This is a genomic window from Streptomyces sp. NPDC096205, from assembly GCF_044763135.1.
Taxonomy (GTDB): Bacteria; Actinomycetota; Actinomycetes; order Streptomycetales; family Streptomycetaceae; genus Streptomyces.
This window is the reverse complement of record NZ_JBIWFS010000004.1, coordinates 632,734-648,053: the sequence shown is the minus strand read 5'-3', so window position 1 is coordinate 648,053 and position 15,320 is coordinate 632,734. Positions and strand designations below refer to the sequence as shown.

Annotated in this window: 18 protein-coding genes; 11 read left to right on the top strand and 7 right to left on the bottom strand. The window is 72.7% G+C overall.

What is annotated here, in order from left to right; translation table 11 throughout:
- Positions 1-19 precede the first annotated feature (19 nt).
- The gene (locus tag ACIQ6Y_RS18950; RefSeq protein WP_404039894.1) at positions 20-787 is read right to left on the bottom strand and encodes a TVP38/TMEM64 family protein; all 768 of its coding nucleotides are present in this window, start codon (positions 785-787) and stop codon (positions 20-22) included.
- A 49-nt stretch (positions 788-836) separates the two neighbouring features.
- On the opposite strand from ACIQ6Y_RS18950, the gene ACIQ6Y_RS18945 reads away from it, so the two are divergent.
- The 3 genes from ACIQ6Y_RS18945 to ACIQ6Y_RS18935 all read left to right on the top strand — a co-directional run bounded on the left by ACIQ6Y_RS18945 (position 837) and on the right by ACIQ6Y_RS18935 (position 3,987).
- Positions 837-1,559: a DNA alkylation repair protein gene (locus ACIQ6Y_RS18945; RefSeq protein WP_404039891.1), complete on the top strand. Its 723-nt coding sequence runs from the start codon at positions 837-839 to the stop codon at positions 1,557-1,559.
- 290 nt (positions 1,560-1,849) lie between these two features.
- A complete protein-coding gene (tuf, locus tag ACIQ6Y_RS18940) occupies positions 1,850-3,019 on the top strand; it encodes an elongation factor Tu (protein WP_404039888.1) in 1,170 nt (389 codons plus the stop codon).
- Between the two features lie 122 nt (positions 3,020-3,141).
- Positions 3,142-3,987 carry a spermidine synthase gene (locus ACIQ6Y_RS18935; protein WP_404039885.1) on the top strand — a complete coding sequence of 282 codons (846 nt, stop codon included), beginning with the start codon at positions 3,142-3,144 and terminating at the stop codon, positions 3,985-3,987.
- On the opposite strand, the gene ACIQ6Y_RS18930 is transcribed toward ACIQ6Y_RS18935, so the two are convergent.
- Positions 3,949-5,304: an MFS transporter gene (locus tag ACIQ6Y_RS18930; protein ID WP_404039882.1), complete on the bottom strand. Its 1,356-nt coding sequence runs from the start codon at positions 5,302-5,304 to the stop codon at positions 3,949-3,951. The two genes, ACIQ6Y_RS18935 and ACIQ6Y_RS18930, sit on opposite strands and share 39 nt — an antisense overlap.
- A gap of 18 nt (positions 5,305-5,322) precedes the next feature.
- A complete protein-coding gene (locus ACIQ6Y_RS18925) occupies positions 5,323-6,390 on the bottom strand; it encodes a hypothetical protein (protein WP_404039879.1) in 1,068 nt (355 codons plus the stop codon).
- A 144-nt stretch (positions 6,391-6,534) separates the two neighbouring features.
- Between ACIQ6Y_RS18925 and ACIQ6Y_RS18920 the strand changes: the two genes are divergently transcribed.
- Positions 6,535-6,972 carry a DUF4442 domain-containing protein gene (locus ACIQ6Y_RS18920; protein WP_404040121.1) on the top strand — a complete coding sequence of 146 codons (438 nt, stop codon included), beginning with the start codon at positions 6,535-6,537 and terminating at the stop codon, positions 6,970-6,972.
- Positions 6,973-7,162: 190 nt separating this feature from the next.
- Positions 7,163-7,792 carry a DedA family protein gene (locus ACIQ6Y_RS18915; RefSeq protein WP_404039876.1) on the top strand — a complete coding sequence of 210 codons (630 nt, stop codon included), beginning with the start codon at positions 7,163-7,165 and terminating at the stop codon, positions 7,790-7,792.
- Between the two features lie 89 nt (positions 7,793-7,881).
- Here ACIQ6Y_RS18915 and ACIQ6Y_RS18910 read toward each other — a convergent pair whose 3' ends face one another.
- A complete protein-coding gene (locus ACIQ6Y_RS18910) occupies positions 7,882-8,397 on the bottom strand; it encodes a gamma carbonic anhydrase family protein (RefSeq protein WP_404039873.1) in 516 nt (171 codons plus the stop codon).
- Positions 8,398-8,504: 107 nt separating this feature from the next.
- On the opposite strand from ACIQ6Y_RS18910, the gene ACIQ6Y_RS18905 reads away from it, so the two are divergent.
- Complete coding sequence (locus ACIQ6Y_RS18905) at positions 8,505-9,335, top strand: acyltransferase (RefSeq protein WP_404039870.1); 831 nt, start codon at positions 8,505-8,507, stop codon at positions 9,333-9,335.
- Positions 9,336-9,351: 16 nt separating this feature from the next.
- Here the strand turns inward: ACIQ6Y_RS18905 and ACIQ6Y_RS18900 are convergent, their stop codons facing one another.
- Complete coding sequence (locus ACIQ6Y_RS18900; protein WP_404039867.1) at positions 9,352-10,209, bottom strand: EamA family transporter; 858 nt, start codon at positions 10,207-10,209, stop codon at positions 9,352-9,354.
- Positions 10,210-10,320: 111 nt separating this feature from the next.
- On the opposite strand from ACIQ6Y_RS18900, the gene ACIQ6Y_RS18895 reads away from it, so the two are divergent.
- Entirely contained in the window at positions 10,321-10,893 is a 573-nt protein-coding gene (locus ACIQ6Y_RS18895) for a helix-turn-helix domain-containing protein (RefSeq protein WP_404039864.1), read from the top strand.
- A 43-nt stretch (positions 10,894-10,936) separates the two neighbouring features.
- A complete protein-coding gene (locus tag ACIQ6Y_RS18890) occupies positions 10,937-11,494 on the top strand; it encodes a YbaK/EbsC family protein (RefSeq protein ID WP_404039861.1) in 558 nt (185 codons plus the stop codon).
- Between the two features lie 23 nt (positions 11,495-11,517).
- Here the strand turns inward: ACIQ6Y_RS18890 and ACIQ6Y_RS18885 are convergent, their stop codons facing one another.
- On the bottom strand, positions 11,518-12,579 hold the full coding sequence (locus ACIQ6Y_RS18885; protein ID WP_404040118.1) for a cation diffusion facilitator family transporter: 1,062 nt from the start codon (positions 12,577-12,579) through the stop codon (positions 11,518-11,520).
- 133 nt (positions 12,580-12,712) lie between these two features.
- Here ACIQ6Y_RS18885 and ACIQ6Y_RS18880 point away from each other — a divergent pair, with 133 nt between their 5' ends.
- The gene (locus ACIQ6Y_RS18880; protein WP_404039859.1) at positions 12,713-13,075 is read left to right on the top strand and encodes an ArsR/SmtB family transcription factor; all 363 of its coding nucleotides are present in this window, start codon (positions 12,713-12,715) and stop codon (positions 13,073-13,075) included.
- 6 nt (positions 13,076-13,081) lie between these two features.
- Here the strand turns inward: ACIQ6Y_RS18880 and ACIQ6Y_RS18875 are convergent, their stop codons facing one another.
- A complete protein-coding gene (locus ACIQ6Y_RS18875) occupies positions 13,082-13,624 on the bottom strand; it encodes a DUF1353 domain-containing protein (protein WP_404039856.1) in 543 nt (180 codons plus the stop codon).
- A 319-nt stretch (positions 13,625-13,943) separates the two neighbouring features.
- On the opposite strand from ACIQ6Y_RS18875, the gene amrS reads away from it, so the two are divergent.
- Together amrS and ACIQ6Y_RS18865 are read left to right on the top strand one after the other, a co-directional pair.
- Complete coding sequence (amrS, locus tag ACIQ6Y_RS18870; RefSeq protein WP_404039853.1) at positions 13,944-14,975, top strand: AmmeMemoRadiSam system radical SAM enzyme; 1,032 nt, start codon at positions 13,944-13,946, stop codon at positions 14,973-14,975.
- Between the two features lie 132 nt (positions 14,976-15,107).
- On the top strand, positions 15,108-15,320 hold the full coding sequence (locus ACIQ6Y_RS18865; protein WP_404039850.1) for a radical SAM-modified peptide, FtsH ternary system-associated: 213 nt from the start codon (positions 15,108-15,110) through the stop codon (positions 15,318-15,320).

Genomic DNA, 15,320 nt, shown 5'->3' with positions numbered 1-15,320 from the left:
TGAGCCTTCGGCTCAGGGGTCAGCGCCCGCGCAGCTGATGCCGCTTGCGCCAGGCCACCACCGCGCCCGCCAGCGCCGGTACGGCGATACAGGCCATCGCGATCAGAAAGGCGGGCGAGGTCGGCGTGGAGGCACGGGCGCCCGCGACGACGTAGGCGGCGGTGTTCGGGACGGACCCGAGCGCCGTCGCCAGCAGGAACGGCAGCCAGCCCATCCGGGACACCGCGGCACAGTAGTTCGCCGCCGCGAACGGCACGCCCGGGAACAGCCGCACCGCCAGCATCGAGCGGAACCCGTGCCGGCTGAGCTGCCCGTCCGCGGCCGTCAGCAGCCGGCCCCGCAGCAGCGGACGCAGCGCGTCCTGCCCGAGCACCCGCCCCAGACCGAAGGAGATCCCGGCCCCGAGCACCGTGCCCGCCACGGCCGCGCCCAGCCCCAACTGCGTACCGAACAACGCACCCGCGGCCAGGTTCAGCAACGGCCGCGGCACGAACGCCACCGTGCACAGCCCGTACGCGAGCGCGAACACCAGCGCCGCGGCCGCACCGCCCAACTGCGGCGGCCAGCCGTCCGCCAGCAGCCGCTGCGGCTCGAACAGCAGCACAGTGGCGGCCGCGCCCACGAGCAGCGACACGAGCAGCGTGAACCGGGCCCAGGGCGAGAGCAGGGCTCTTGTGCAGCGACCCGCGAGACCGAGGCGGACAGGAACAGCGACGACGGCGAGCTCAGCGGTCCCGTGCGAGACCGTGGCCGTGCCCCCAGAACGGGTGGTGGCATCGAGCGGCATCCGGTGACATTAACCGACAGATGTGTGTGATCGCCGTATGGTTCGTCTCATGAGCGTCACAGGTACCGGCCCGACCGCGGTGCCGCGCACTCCTCTCGCCGACACCCTGCTGGAGCGGCTGACCGACGTCTATGCCGCCGCGGCCGACCCGGAGCGGGCCGTGGGCATGCGCGCATACATGAAGGACGTGGCCCCCTTCCTGGGGCTGGCCACCCCCGAGCGCCGCGCCCTGTCCCGGGCCGTGACCGCGGGCACGCCCCGCCCCGACGAGACCGACCTGACCGCGCTCGCGCTGGGCTGCTGGCGGCTGCCGGAGCGGGAGTACCGCTACTTCGCCGTCGACTACCTGCGGCGCCACGTCGGCCGCTGCTCCTCCGGGTTCCTGCCCGTGGTCCGGCACCTCATCCGCACCGACTCCTGGTGGGACACCGTCGACCTGCTCGCCGCGCACGTCGTCGGCCCGCTCGTCGCGGCCGACCCGGCGCTCACCGCCGACATGGACGCCTGGATCGCCGACGACGACCTGTGGATCGCCCGCGCCGCCCTGCTGCACCAGCTCCGCTACAAGGAACGCACCGACACCGCCCGCCTGTTCGCCTACTGCCTGCGCCGCTCCGGCCACCCCGACTTCTTCGTCCGCAAGGCCATCGGCTGGGCCCTGCGCGAGTACGCCAAGACCGACCCCGACGCCGTACGCGACTTCCTCGCGCACGAGCGCGGCCGGTTCGCGCCGCTGACCGTGCGCGAGGCGCTGAAGAACATCCCTGCCTGAACGGAACACACCCGCCTGGACGGAACAGCCCCGCCTGAACGGCCGTACCGCCGAAAACAGTTCGACGCTGGGCCCGGCCTCCGCGATGATCTACCGCATGTTCCGGCACGCCTTCCTTCTCGCAGCATCCGCGGTCGCGGATGCCCCGAAGGCTGCCGTCGTGATCCTCCTGGCCGCTGTCGACGGCGCCCGAAGCTGACCCTCCCCGGACAGTCCGGCGGACCCCGCAGGGGGAGGGTCGGCGGGTTCCCGGGGTCCCGACTTCCTTCGCACAGCCTTGAGGTACAGCCATGCCCAAGACGGCGTACGTCCGTACGAAACCGCATCTCAACATCGGCACCATGGGTCATGTCGACCACGGCAAGACCACCCTGACCGCCGCCATCACCAAGGTCCTCGCCGACCGCGGCGCCGGCACGTTCGTGCCGTTCGACCGCATCGACCGCGCCCCGGAGGAGGCCGCGCGCGGCATCACCATCAACATCGCGCACGTCGAGTACGAGACCGACACCCGGCACTACGCGCACGTCGACATGCCCGGTCACGCCGACTACGTCAAGAACATGGTCACCGGCGCCGCGCAGCTCGACGGGGCGATCCTCGTCGTCTCCGCGCTCGACGGGATCATGCCGCAGACCGCCGAACACGTGCTGCTCGCCCGGCAGGTGGGCGTGAACCACATCGTGGTCGCGCTCAACAAGGCCGACGCCGGGGACGAGGAGCTGACCGACCTCGTCGAGCTGGAGGTCCGCGACCTGCTCACCGCGCACGGCTACGGCGGTGACTCCGTGCCCGTCGTACGGGTCTCCGGGCTGAAGGCGCTGCAGGGGGACCCGCGGTGGACGGCGTCGGTCGAGGCGCTGCTCGACGCGGTGGACACCTATGTGCCGATGCCGGAGAGGTACCTCGACGCGCCGTTCCTGCTGCCCGTCGAGAACGTCCTCACCATCACCGGGCGCGGAACCGTGGTCACCGGTGCCGTCGAGCGGGGTGTCGTACGCGTCGGGGACCGGGTCGAGGTGCTCGGGGCGGACGTGGAGACCGTCGTCACCGGCCTGGAGACCTTCGGCAGGCCGATGGAGGAGGCGCAGGCCGGGGACAACGTGGCGCTGCTGCTGCGGGGGGTGCCTCGGGATGCCGTGCGGCGTGGGCATGTCGTGGCCGCGCCGGGGAGTGTGGTGCCGCGCAGTCGGTTCCGGGCTCGGGTGTATGTGCTCTCGGCCAAGGAGGGGGGCCGTACGACGCCGGTTGTCACCGGGTATCGGCCGCAGTTCTACGTCCGGACGGCGGATGTCGTGGGTGAGGTGGACCTGGGGGAGGGGGGTGTCGCTCGGCCGGGGGAGACCGTCGAGGTCGTCGTCTCCCTGGGGCGTGACGTGCCTTTGGAGGCCGGGCTGGGGTTCGCCGTTCGTGAGGGTGGGCGGACTGTGGGGGCCGGGACTGTGATCGCCGTTCTGTGAGGGGGATTGCGGTCGTGGGGGGCTGCGGGTGCGTTGTGGTTGATCGCGCCCACGCGGCGGAGCCGCATATCGATACAGCCCCGCGCCCCTTGAGGGACGGGCCCGCCAGGCACAATGGAGCAGTGGACGAACCCATCCCCGTCAGCCGTGTCACCGACTTCGGCGTCGTCAAGCTCATGCCCGATGTCGATCGGCCGCGGGCGTGGTTGTTGACCGTGGACGGGGCGCCCCAGTCGTACGTGGATCTCGACGAGCCGGAGCATCTGGAGTTCGAGTACGCGCGGCGGCTGGGGCATGTCCTGGACACCGTCGCGCCGGAAGGGGCGCCGCTGGATGTCGTCCATCTCGGCGGTGGGGCGTTCACCCTGCCCCGGTATGTGGCGGCGACGCGGCCCGGGTCGAGGCAGGACGTCGTGGAGGCCGATCAGGGGCTGCTGGAACTGGTGGGCGAGCACCTGCCGTTGCCGGCGGATGCCCGGGTCGGCGCGCATGCGGCGGATGCGTTCGCGTGGCTGGAGAAGGCGCCGGACGCCTGCGCCGATGTGATCGTGGGGGATGTGTTCGGCGGGTCGCGGGTGCCGGCGCACCTGACCACGCTCGGCTACGCCCGGCAGGTCGAGCGGGTGCTGCGGACGGACGGCGTCTATGTGGCGAACCTCGCCGACGGGGCGCCCTTCGACTTCCTGCGGTCCCAACTCGCCACCTTCGGCGCGGTGTTCGAGGAGCTGGTGCTGATCGCCGAGCCCGGGGTGCTGCGGGGACGGCGGTTCGGCAACGCGGTGCTCGTCGTCGCGCACCGGCCGGTCGACACGGCGGCGCTGGCCCGGCGCACCGCGGCCGACGCCTTTCCGGCGCGGGTCGAGGAGGGCGGCGGGCTGCGGCGGTTCATCGGGGCGGCGCGTCCGGTGCGGGACGAGGACGCGGTGCCCTCACCCGTGCCCCCCGACGGGGCGTTCGGGATCGGGTGAGCCGTTCGGGGCGGGCTGTGCCGTCACCTCCTTGGTACGGCGGCGCAGCCGGCGCACGTCGGGCACGAGCAGCACGAGTGCCGTGACCAGGACGATGCTCACGGCGCAGCCCCACAGCGCCTCGGTGCGCCCGAAGGCGGACTCCGCGGGGCCGGCCAGCGCCGTCGCCAGCGGCATCAGGGCGACCGAGCCGAACCAGTCGTAGGCGGAGACGCGGGAGAGCTTGTGCTCGGGTATCTCCTGGTGCAGCGCGGTCATCCAGGAGACGCCGAACACCTCGAGCGTCACACCGGTCAGGAACATCACCGCGCACAGCACCCCGACCGGCGTGGGGATCGCGAGCGCGGCGGAGGGCAGGGCCAGCGGGAAGACGCACAGGGTGCCGACGAACAGCAGCCGGCGTGGCCGCCAACGGGTCATCAGCAGGGCACCGGCGACCGTGCCCGCGCCGAAGAAGCCCAGCGCCAGACCCCACGGGCCCGCCCCGCCCAGGTGGTCGCGGGCGACGAGTGGGCCGTAGACGGCGTCGGCGGCGCCGACGACCGCGTTGGCGATGGAGAACTGCACGACGATGCCCCACAGCCAGGGCCGTCCGATGAACTCCTGCCAGCCCTCCCGCAGGTCGGCCAGCAGGCCGCCGCCCGCGTCGCGCGGCGGGATGTGACTGACGTCGAGGAAGGCGCGCATCGCCCCGGCGAGTGCGAACGCGGCGGCGTCGGCCGCCAGCACCCAGCCCGGCCCGAACGCCGCGACCAGGGCGCCGCCCAGGGCCGCGCCGCCGACGGCCGCGCCCTGCATGGCCATCCGGAACACCGCGAACGCGCGGCTCGCCTGCTCCCCGGAGACCGACGACAGCAGCATGCCCTCGGCCGCCGGGCTGAAGAACGCGTGCCCGGTGCCGCCGAGGGCGGTCAGCAGCATCATCTGCCACAGCTGCGGCTCGCCCGCCAGCACCAGGACGGCGAACAGGCCCTGGGAGACGCAGTTCAGGGCGTTCGCCGCGACCATCACGCGATGCCGGGGCAGCCGGTCCGCGACCGCGCCGCCGATCAGCAGGAACAGCACCAGCGGCAGGGTGCGGGCGGCGGCCACCAGGCCCACGTCGCCGCTGTCGCCGCCGCCTTCCAGCACGGCGAACGCGGCGGCGATCAGGGCGCCGTGGGTGCCGAGGTTGGTGACGAAGGCGGCCGCGGTCAGCAGGCTGTAGTTGCGCCCGGCCCACTCGGGTCTGCGCAGAGGGCGGGCGGGGCGGGGCGAGTCGGCGGCGGTGTTCACCGGCCGACTATCCCTGCCCGGCCCTGCCTTTGCCAAACGCATTGCCGGGCAGGGGCGTGCTCAGCTCTCCGTCGGGTCGCCGTGCAGTCGCACCGTGCTGAGGATCTTCAGGATGGTCGCCTTCGGCACCTCGCCGGTGACACCCTTGGCGCCGTAGAAGTTCCAGGCCACGAAGGCGCCGTCGGAGTTCTTGAAGCCGAAGGTCACCGCCTTGCCGTCGCTGGCGCACTTGCCCTTCTGCGGGGTGTTCGTCGACTGGGCCCAGGCGACGCTGCCCGTGATGCCGGACGTCGTGGTGTAGGCCGTGGCCTTCTTGTCGAAGGTGATGCTCTTCTTGTCGGGCTGCGTGTAGCCGCCGTAGACCCACCAGGGCACCTGGTTGACCGCGACCTCATCGGTGCTCTTCGCGCCGTCCGCGCCCTTGGTGCCGACCGCCGCCAGGTGCGAGTCCTCGGTGCGGCCGTCCTTGTTCTCGTCGGTCGAGCACCACTTGGACTTGTAGTAGGCGGGCGCCGACATCATGATCAGCGGCTTGCCGTCCTCGGACTTGTCGTCCTCGAAGCCGATCGACAGGGTGGGGGACTGCACCTCCCAGTCCGCCGGCACGTCGAAGGCGATGCCCCACTTGGGGTTCACGACGACCTTCCAGCCCTCGATGGTGGGCTTGATGGTCTCGCCGCCGCGCGGGTTGTCGTCCGAGCCGCTCGTCGAGGGGCTGGGGTCGGCGGACTCGGTCGACCCGGTGGGCGACTGGCTGGCCTTGTCCTTCTTGCCGTCACCGCCCGCGGTGTCCTCCTTGTCACCGCCCAGGACCAGGAAACCGGTCACGGCGGCGGTCAGCACCACGGCCGACGCCGCGATGATCGCCACCAGCTTGGTCCGGTTCCCGCCGCCTCCACCGCCCCCGCCGCCGGGCAGCGTCTGCGGCAGGCCCCCGGGCGGGGTCACCGGCTGCGGCGCACCCGGCTGCTGGGGAGCCCCCCACTGCGGCTGCTGCCCGTAGGGCGCCGGCTGCTGCTGGTAGCCGGGCTGCTGATACGGATTCGGCTGCTGGTACCCCGGCTGCTGGTACGGGTTGTTCGTCTGCGGGTTCTGCTCGCCCCCGGGCGGCTGCTGTCCTGGCCACATGTGCCGTAACCCTAGTGCTGCCACGGACACGATTCGGTCACCGGGCCTTGTCAGGGACGTACCAACATGCGCGCACCCGTGGCCCACGGCTCTGGCCATCGCTCGCTACTCGTGGGTAACATCCTCGCCATGAGCGCAGATCAGATGTCCATCGGCGAGCTGCTCGCCGCCACGGTGCCGATGGTTCGCACCCTGAACCTCGAGTACCTGGAGACCACTCCGGAGAAGGCCGTCCTGGTCCTGCCGGACCAGAGCGAGTACCGCAACCACGTCGGTGGGCCGCACGCGGGCGCCATGTTCACCCTCGGCGAGTCCGCGAGCGGCGCGATCGTGCTCGCGGCCTTCGGCGACCAGCTCTCGCGGGCCGTGCCGCTGCCGGTGACCGCCGAGATCGCGTTCAAGAAGATCGCGCTCGGCCCCGTCACGGCCACCGCCACCCTCGGCCGCCCCATCGCCGAGGTCGTCGCGGAGCTCGACGAGGGCAAGCGCCCCGAGTTCCCCGTCGCCGTCTCCATCCAGCGCGAGGACGGCGCCGTCACCACCGAGATGACCGTCGTGTGGACCCTGCGCCCCAACGGCTGAGCGACCTCGTCCCTCGCAGCAGGCCCCGGCCCCCGAGGCCGGGGCCTTTGCCGTGCTCGCCGTCGTAGGGCAGCGTGCAACCTCCGGGACTCCGCGACCGTCACACTGAGCGGGTAGGCTGCGTCGGCGCGTACGCATCCGCGAGGACGTCGGCGCGTACGCATCGGCGAGGATCTGGGAGGAAGCGGCGTTGCACGTCCAGGAATGGCTCGAAACGGTGCCCCCGCTCGCCATCTATCTGCTGGTCGGCGTGGTCATCGGGCTGGAGAGCCTCGGCATCCCGCTGCCCGGCGAGATCATCCTGGTCTCCTCGGCGCTGCTCGCCTCCCAGCACGGCGACATCGACCCGGTGATCCTCGGCGCCTGCGCCAGTGCCGGCGCGATCATCGGCGACTCGATCGGCTACGCCATCGGCCGCAAGGGAGGACGGCCCCTGCTGGCCTGGCTCGGCGGCAAGTTCCCCAAGCACTTCAGCGAGGGCCATATCGCCACCGCCGAGCGCTCCTTCCAGAAGTGGGGCATGTGGGCCGTCTTCTTCGGCCGCTTCGTCGCCCTGCTGCGCATCTTCGCCGGCCCCCTCGCGGGCGTGCTCCGCATGCCTTACTGGAAGTTCCTCGTCGCCAACGTCCTCGGCGGCATCGTCTGGGCGGGCGGCACGACGGCCGTCATCTACTACGTCGGCGTCGTCGCCGAGTCCTGGCTGAAGCGCTTCTCCTGGCTGGGCCTGGTGGTCGCGGTGCTGATCGGCCTGACGTCGATGCTGGTCCTGAAGCGCAAGGCGAAGAAGGCGACCGCCGAACCTGTCAGCGTGGCCGAGTAAAGCTACCTAGGGGCGCGGGGCTGTATCGATATGCCGCTCCGCCGCGTGGGCGCGACCAGCCACAGACGGCCCGCAGACCGCAACGGCGATCAGTCCTGGTGCACATCCCGGTGAGCCCGAGCAAGCTCCGCATACATGACGCCGTTCAGCGTGACGCCCTCCCGCTCCTCGTCGGAGAGCACACGCCGCACCTTCGCCGGCACCCCCGCGACAAGAGACCCCGGCGGCACCACCATCCCCTGCGGCACCAACGCCTGCGCGGCGACCAGCGACCCGGCCCCGATCACGGCCCCGTTCAGCACGGTCGCCCCCATCCCGATCAGGCAGTCGTCCTCGACGGTCGCCCCATGAACCACCGCGTTGTGCCCGATCGACACCCGCTCCCCGACGGAGACGGGAAACCCGGGATCGGCATGCAGCGTGCAGTTGTCCTGCACATTGCTGCTCGCCCCCACGGAGATCCGCTCCACGTCACCCCGCAGGACGGCGCCGTACCAGACGCTCGCCCCCGCGGCCAGGGACACATCCCCGATCACCGAAGCCGTGGGCGCCACGAACACGCCCTCGTCCACCTTGGGCTCGCGCCCGCCGATGCCCTTGATCATCATCGCCTCCTGGTCATGTGATACCGGGCACGGTACGTCACCCGCTGGGGCGAAGATCACAGGCCCCCGACCTCACCGGCAGGCCCAACCCTCAGTACGGTGAGCCCGTGCCGAAAAGCAAGAACACGTTCTCATCCTGGCGGGGCCGCCTCGCGCAGCGTGCCGTGCACGCGGCCTGGGCCTGGGCCCAGCGGACGGGCTCGGTGACTGCGGAGCGCCCGGGCCGCCTCCGTTTCGGCGCGCTCGGCGAGGCCACCCGGCTCGCCTTCCCGCTCGGCACGGTCTTCGGAGAGCCCTGGATCCATCTGGGCTCCCACTGCATCGTCGGCGAGCAGGTCACCCTCACCGCCGGGCTGATGCCCGACCTGGACCTCGGCCCGGACCCGATCCTGCGTATCGGCGACGGAGTGGTCCTCGGCCGCGGCAGCCATGTCATCGCCGACACGACCGTCACCATCGGCAGCGACTGCTACTTCGGCCCGTATGTGTACGTCACGTCCACGAACCACTCCTACGACGACCCGCACGAGCCGATCGGCAAGCAGTGGCCGCGGATGGAGCCGGTGGAGATCGGTGCCGGCTGCTGGATCGGCACGGGCGCGGTGATCCTGCCCGGGGCGCGGATCGGCCGGAACGTCGTGGTCGCCGCGGGCGCGGTCGTCCGGGGCACCGTGCCCGACCACGCGGTGGTCGCCGGGGCGCCCGCCAAGGTCGTACGGCGCTGGACCCCCGAGGACGGCTGGCAGCCGCCGCTGCGCACACCGGCGCCGGTGCCGATACCGGACGACGTCACCCCGGAGCAGCTGCGCGCGCTGTCGGACCTCGACGAGGAGACGGTGGCGCGGCTCGCGGAGCTGGACGAGGACTCCGTGACGCGGCTCGCGGAGCTGGAAGAGGACTCGGTGACGCGCCTCGCCGAGCTCGAGCAGGGGGCCTGACCCGCCCGGGGGTGGCTCAGCCCGCCGCCAGCAGCAGCGTTCCCATCAGCGCCAGCCCCGCCCCCGCGGCCTGCACCGCGCGGAGCCGTTCGCTGAGGAAGCCGCGTGCGGCCAGGGCGGTCACCACCGGGTAGAGCGAGGCGAGTACGGCGGCCACGGTGACCGGTCCGTGCTGTGCGGCGATCGCGTAGGTGCCGTTGGCGGCGACGTCGGCGAGTCCCACGAAGGCGAACGCGGGCAGCGTGCGCCAGGGGAAACCGTCGGCCGGGAGAACGGGGGAACCGCGCCGCGCGGAGACGTAGAGGGCGGTGCCACCGGCGACGACGTTGGTGACCCGCTGCACGAACAGTGCGAGGAACAGGCCGGTGACCGTGGTCGACGCCTCGGCGATCAGCGCCATCACCGCGCCGAAGCCGAACGCCGCGAGCAGGGTGAGCAGTACGGTCTGCCGCTGCACGGGGGCGCCGCGCAACTGCGGCCCGCCCGCGAGCACCACCCCGGCCACGGCCACCGCGATGCCCGCGAGCTGGAGCAGCCCCGGCCGTTCCCCCAGGACGAGTCCGACCCCGACCGGCACGGCCACCCCGACCGACCCCAGGGGCGAGACCACGCCCATCGGCCCCAGGGCGAGCGCCTTGTAGAAGGCGAGCATCGCCACCGGGCCCACCAGGCCCGCACCCACCGCGCACCACAGCTGCGGACCCGCCTCGCTCCAGCCGCCGGTCGCGACCACGATCGCGCCGAGGACGAGCACGGCGATCGTCTGCGAGACCACCACCACGGTGAGGGCGGGGGTGCGCCGGGTCAGCAGTCCGCCGCCGAAGTCGGCCACGCCCCACAGCAGGCTGGTGGCCAGGGCGAAGAGTGCTGTCACGACGGGCCTCGCAGTACAGTTCGGTGAACGATTGAGTGCACCCCACCGTAGTGCAGTCGGTTGAACACTGTCATCCAGAATATTGGACCGAGACGGACTCCTGGACGGAATGTGGCGGACCTCGACCTGCTGACCCAGTCCCTGGCGCGCAACGTCAAGCGCTGGCGCACCGAACGCGGCTTCACCCTCGACACGCTCGCAGCCCGGGCCGGAGTCAGCCGCGGCATGCTCATCCAGATCGAGCAGGCCCGCACCAACCCCAGCCTCGGCACGGTGGTCAAGATCGGCGACGCGCTCGGCGTCAGCATCACCACGCTGCTCGACTACGAACAGGGCCCCAAGGTCAGGATCGTGCCCGCCGAGCAGGCCGTCCGGCTGTGGCACACGGACGCCGGCAGCTACAACCGGCTCCTCGCCGGCGCCGAGGCACCCGGCCCGCTGGAACTGTGGGACTGGCGACTGGTGCCGGGCGAGTCCAGCTCCTCCGACCCGCACCCGGTCGGCACGGTCGAACTCGTGCATGTCACCACCGGCGAGCTGACCCTGACCGTGGACGGCGTCGAGTACCGCGTCCCGGCCGGTGCCAGCGCCTCCTTCGAGGCCGCGGCACCCCACACCTACGCCAACACCGGCCCGGAACCGATGGAGATGGTGCTCGCGGTGTCGGTCCCGCCCGTGCACTGAGACGTCCAGGAACCGGGTCCGAGGCGGCTGTTAGCGTGCGCGTATGCGTGCACCCATCGGAGACTTCGACTCGGCCGTACCCGCCCCCGACCGCCTCGACGAGCTGACCCGCCCGGTCGCCGAGGCCGTACGCCACTGGCGCGGCAGCGTGCCCGCCGAGCAGATCCTCTACGTCGACACCGAGCCGGAGTGGGCCGACACCGCCGTCTTCGTGGAGCACTACGGCCGCGACATCCTGGAGCAGTCCGCGAACTGCGTGGTCGTGGCGGGCAAGCGCGCCGGGGAGACCACGCTCGCCGCGTGCGTCGTGCTGTCGCACACCCGGGCCGACGTCAACGGCGTCGTACGCCGCCATCTCGGCGCGCGCAAGGTCTCCTTCGCCTCGATGGACACCGCGACAGGCGAGAGCGGCATGGAGTACGGCGGCATCACCCCGGTCGGCCTGCCCGGGAGCTGGCCGGTGCTGGTGGACGCCGCCGTCGTCGACCTGCCCTACGTCCTGGTCGGCAGCGGCCGCCGGCGCGGCAAGCTGCTGGTGCCGGGCAAGGCCTTCGCCGAACTCCCGGGCGCGGTGGTCCTGGAGGGGCTCGGCGTGGCCTGAGTTCCCTTACGGCCTGGGTTCCTTCACGCCGTGGCGTGGTGGGCCAGCGGCAGATGCGGGTCCGCCTCGCCCGGGACCGGGGCCGGGTCGGCGTGCACCAGGGCCGCGGTCAGCCGGGGCACGGCGTGCAGCAGGGCGTGCTCGGCGTCCACGGCGACGGCGTGCGCCTCGCGCACGGTCATCTCGCCGTCCACGACCACCGCCACCTCGGCCCGCAGCCGGTGCCCGATCCAGCGCAGCCGCAGCTCGCCGACCCCGCGCACGCCCGGCACCTCCCGCAGCGCCCGCTCGGCCCGGTCCACCAGCGCCGGGTCCACGGCGTCCATGACCCGCCGGAACACCTCCCGGGCGGCGTCCCGCAGCACCAGCGCGATCGCCGCGGTGATCGCCAGTCCGACGATCGGGTCGGCGAGCCGCCAGCCCAGCGCGGAGCCGCCCGCGCCGAGCAGCACCGCGAGGGACGTGAAGCCGTCGGTGCGGGCGTGCAGGCCGTCGGCGACCAGCGCCGCCGAGCCGATCTCGCGGCCCACGCGGATGCGGTAGCGGGCCACCCACTCGTTGCCCGCGAAGCCGACGAGCGCGGCGACCGCCACGGCCGGGACGTGCGCCACCGTCCGCGGATCGAGCAGCCGCTCGATCGCCGTCCAGCCCGCGAAGGCCGCCGAGGCCGCGATCGTCAGCACGATCGCCATCCCCGCCAGGTCCTCGGCCCGCCCGTACCCATAGGTGAAGCGGCGGCCGGCCGCCCGCCGGCCCAGCACGAACGCGATCCCGAGCGGTACGGCGGTCAGTGCGTCGGCCGCGTTGTGCACGGTGTCCCCGAGCAGCGCGACCGACCCCGACACCGCGACGACCACCGCCTGCGCCAGCGCCGTCACCCCGAGCACCGCCAGCGACACCCACAGCGCCCGCATGCCACGGGCGGAGGACTCCAGGGCGGAGTCGAGCTTGTCGGCGGTCTCGTGGGAGTGGGGGGTGAGGAGGTGTCCCAGGCGGTGGCGCAGGGTGTGCCGGCCGCCGGGGTGCGGGTGGGGGTGCTCATGGGCGTGTGCGTGCGGGTGGTCGTGCTCATGGTCGTGCCGCAGGGTCTCCTCGTGGCCCTGTCGCCGCCCCGGACGCCCCGGACGCCCCGGTCCCTTTTCCTGCCGCTCGCTCACGTCGTTCCCCTTCCGTGCGCCGTGATGGACGTACGCGGTCCCTCGGGGCCATTATGTGCGTATGAACGCACGCATGCACCTGTCACCTGCGCATGATGCGCACTCGCGCACCCCGGGCGAGGAACAGTTCGCGCTGGCGGCCGAGTTGCTGGCGCTGCTCGGCGACCGGACACGGCTGGCGTTGCTGCACGCGCTGACCGGTGGCGAGGCGGACGTCACGACGCTGACGGAGGTGTGCGGGGCGGCCCGGCCCGCGGTGAGCCAGCATCTGGCGCGGCTGCGGCTGGCCGGGCTGGTCAGCACGCGCAAGGAGGGGCGCCGGGTGGTCTACGCGCTGCGGGACGGGCATGTGCGCCGGCTGGTCGGCGAGGCGCTGAGCGTCGCCGACCACCGTATCGCCGGGCGGCCGGCGCACGAGGACTGAGCGGCGTCAGGACTCGGTCTGCGGTGCCCCGCTGAAGCTCGGCTGATTGTCCCGGCCGGCGGCGGCGCGGCCGGTGAAGAGATACGCGACCCACTCCAGCACCCAGAACAGCGCGAGCCAGACCGTCAGCACCAGCGCGGGAACCGCGAGGAACGCCACGGCCGGCACGGTCACCACAAGCCACAGCAGCCACTGGCCCGCGCCCGCCCCCGACAGCTGGCCTCCCGCCCGCACCGCCGCCCACATGATCCAGCGCCGCAGCGCCGAGACCCCCAGCTCGCGCAGGGCCCGCCGGAAGATGCCGTCGGCGTCGGCGCGGCTCACCGGCGCCATCCGGCACAGGAAGTCGTGCAGGATCGCGGCCTTGGTGTAGACGCCGTAGCGGGGGATGAGCCACACGAACACGGTGGGGACGGAGGCGAAGTCGGTGCGGAAGCCGACCGGCACGGTGAAGGTCTCCTCGCGCGCCCGGTAGCCCACTTCCTCCCGCAGCTCCCACGTCTCGGCGTCGATCTGCCGGACGGTGATGTCCCCGTCGACGAAAGGCATCGCGATCACCCCGCGCCCTGTCACCGGGCGTGCCCCGGCGGACGCCCTGTCACCGGTGTAGCGCGGCGCGGCCCTTCTGTCTCCCTGTCGGACGAGATCCGTTGCCTCTCCAGCACCAGGCGGTCCACGGACGCGCCATGCAGGATGTCGGCCACCGTCAGGCCGGCCGGCCCGGCTACGACGACGATCACCGAAGGCCCGGACGCAGAAAGCGAGTTGAGTTCCGGGCGAGCATGATGTCCGGGCCACCGTGGACGCGGAACGCGAGTACGGTGGGGTGCCTGGGCGGAAGCGTGACGCGGCCGACGGGGGGTGAGTGATGGACCGCGCGGACGGCGGCACGTGGCTTCCCGCGGACTTCTACCGGCCCGTCGACGGCGGCCTGCAGTGCACCCTGTGCCCCTTCCGCTGCCGGCTGCGTGACGGTGACACCGGCGCCTGCAAGGTCCGCCGCAGGGAAGGCGACCGGGTCCTGACGGCGACCCGCGCCACCACGGTCGAGCATGTCTCGCCCGTCGAACGCAAACCGCTCTACCACTACCGGCCCGGACTGCCCCTGCTCACCCTCGCCCCGCCCGGCTGCTCCTTCCGCTGCGACTACTGCGTCAACTTCCGCCTCTCCCAGTACGGCCGTGACCCCGCGGCCCCCACCGCGCCCCACCGCGCCACCGACCCGGCCGCCCTGGCCCGTTCGGCGGCGGAGCGCGGCGCCGGACTCGCCCTGTCCTACTCCGAGCCGTCCCTCGCCGCCGAACTCACCCTCGAACTCGCCGCGGAGGCGGCCCCGTTGGGGGTGCCGGTGGTGTGGAAGAGCAACGGCTTCCTCACCCCCGAGGCGGTCGCCCGGCTCGGTCCCGTGCTGGCCGCCGTCAACGTCGACGTCAAGGCAGCCGACGAGCACGCCCACCGCGCGCTGACCGGTGCACCCCTCGCCCCCGTCCTGGACACCCTGCGCCGGCTGAAGGACGCCGGAGTGTGGGTCGAGGTGAGCACCCCGCTCGTGCCGGGCAGCAGCGACACCGACGAACAGCTCGCCGCCATCGCGGAGTTCGTGGCCGGGCTCGGCCGCGACACCCCCTGGCACCTGCTGCGCTTCACCCCGACCTACCGCATGGACCGGCACCGGCCCACCCCGCCCGAGCGGCTGCGGCGGGCCGTCGCCCTCGGCCGCGAGGCCGGACTGCGGTACGTCTACGTCGAACGGGCCCTCGGCGCCGAGGGCCGCGCCACCCGCTGCCCCCGCTGCGGCACCGAGGCCGTCGCCCGCGAGCTGTGGGGGCGGGTCGACAACCGGCTGCACGAGGGGGCGTGCCGGGCCTGCGGGGAGCGGCTGGCCGGGGTGTGGGGGTGACCCTCAGGGGCCCGCAACGGCAAGGCCCTCAATGACGAGGACCGCAACGGCAAGGCCCGTCACGACAACGACCGCAGGCAAGGCCCGCAACGGCGCGGACCGTCGTAGGAACGAACCGAAGGGAAACCGAGCATGAGCGCCGAATACCGCTTCGTACCGGACCTGCCCGATCTCATCGACGCCTCGGAGTACGACCGCCACCCCGACGGCCAGCTCGTCCGTGTCCGGATCACCTGGGACGAGCAGGGCGTCGAGGTGCTCGGCGACGCGTTCCGGCCGGACGCGCTGGAGGACCTGCTGGAGCGGATGGAGCCCGACGTGGTGGAGCAGATGCTCTGCGGCTAG

Coding starts and splice junctions, on each gene's coding strand:
- ACIQ6Y_RS18950 (WP_404039894.1), bottom strand. CDS start 787: ATGCCGCTCGATGCCACCACCCGTTCTGGGGGCACGGCCACGGTCTCG.
- ACIQ6Y_RS18945 (WP_404039891.1), top strand. CDS start 837: ATGAGCGTCACAGGTACCGGCCCGACCGCGGTGCCGCGCACTCCTCTC.
- tuf (WP_404039888.1), top strand. CDS start 1,850: ATGCCCAAGACGGCGTACGTCCGTACGAAACCGCATCTCAACATCGGC.
- ACIQ6Y_RS18930 (WP_404039882.1), bottom strand. CDS start 5,304: ATGCGTTTGGCAAAGGCAGGGCCGGGCAGGGATAGTCGGCCGGTGAAC.
- ACIQ6Y_RS18925 (WP_404039879.1), bottom strand. CDS start 6,390: ATGTGGCCAGGACAGCAGCCGCCCGGGGGCGAGCAGAACCCGCAGACG.
- ACIQ6Y_RS18920 (WP_404040121.1), top strand. CDS start 6,535: ATGTCCATCGGCGAGCTGCTCGCCGCCACGGTGCCGATGGTTCGCACC.
- ACIQ6Y_RS18910 (WP_404039873.1), bottom strand. CDS start 8,397: ATGATCAAGGGCATCGGCGGGCGCGAGCCCAAGGTGGACGAGGGCGTG.
- ACIQ6Y_RS18890 (WP_404039861.1), top strand. CDS start 10,937: ATGCGTGCACCCATCGGAGACTTCGACTCGGCCGTACCCGCCCCCGAC.
- ACIQ6Y_RS18880 (WP_404039859.1), top strand. CDS start 12,713: ATGAACGCACGCATGCACCTGTCACCTGCGCATGATGCGCACTCGCGC.
- ACIQ6Y_RS18875 (WP_404039856.1), bottom strand. CDS start 13,624: ATGCCTTTCGTCGACGGGGACATCACCGTCCGGCAGATCGACGCCGAG.
- amrS (WP_404039853.1), top strand. CDS start 13,944: ATGGACCGCGCGGACGGCGGCACGTGGCTTCCCGCGGACTTCTACCGG.
- ACIQ6Y_RS18865 (WP_404039850.1), top strand. CDS start 15,108: ATGAGCGCCGAATACCGCTTCGTACCGGACCTGCCCGATCTCATCGAC.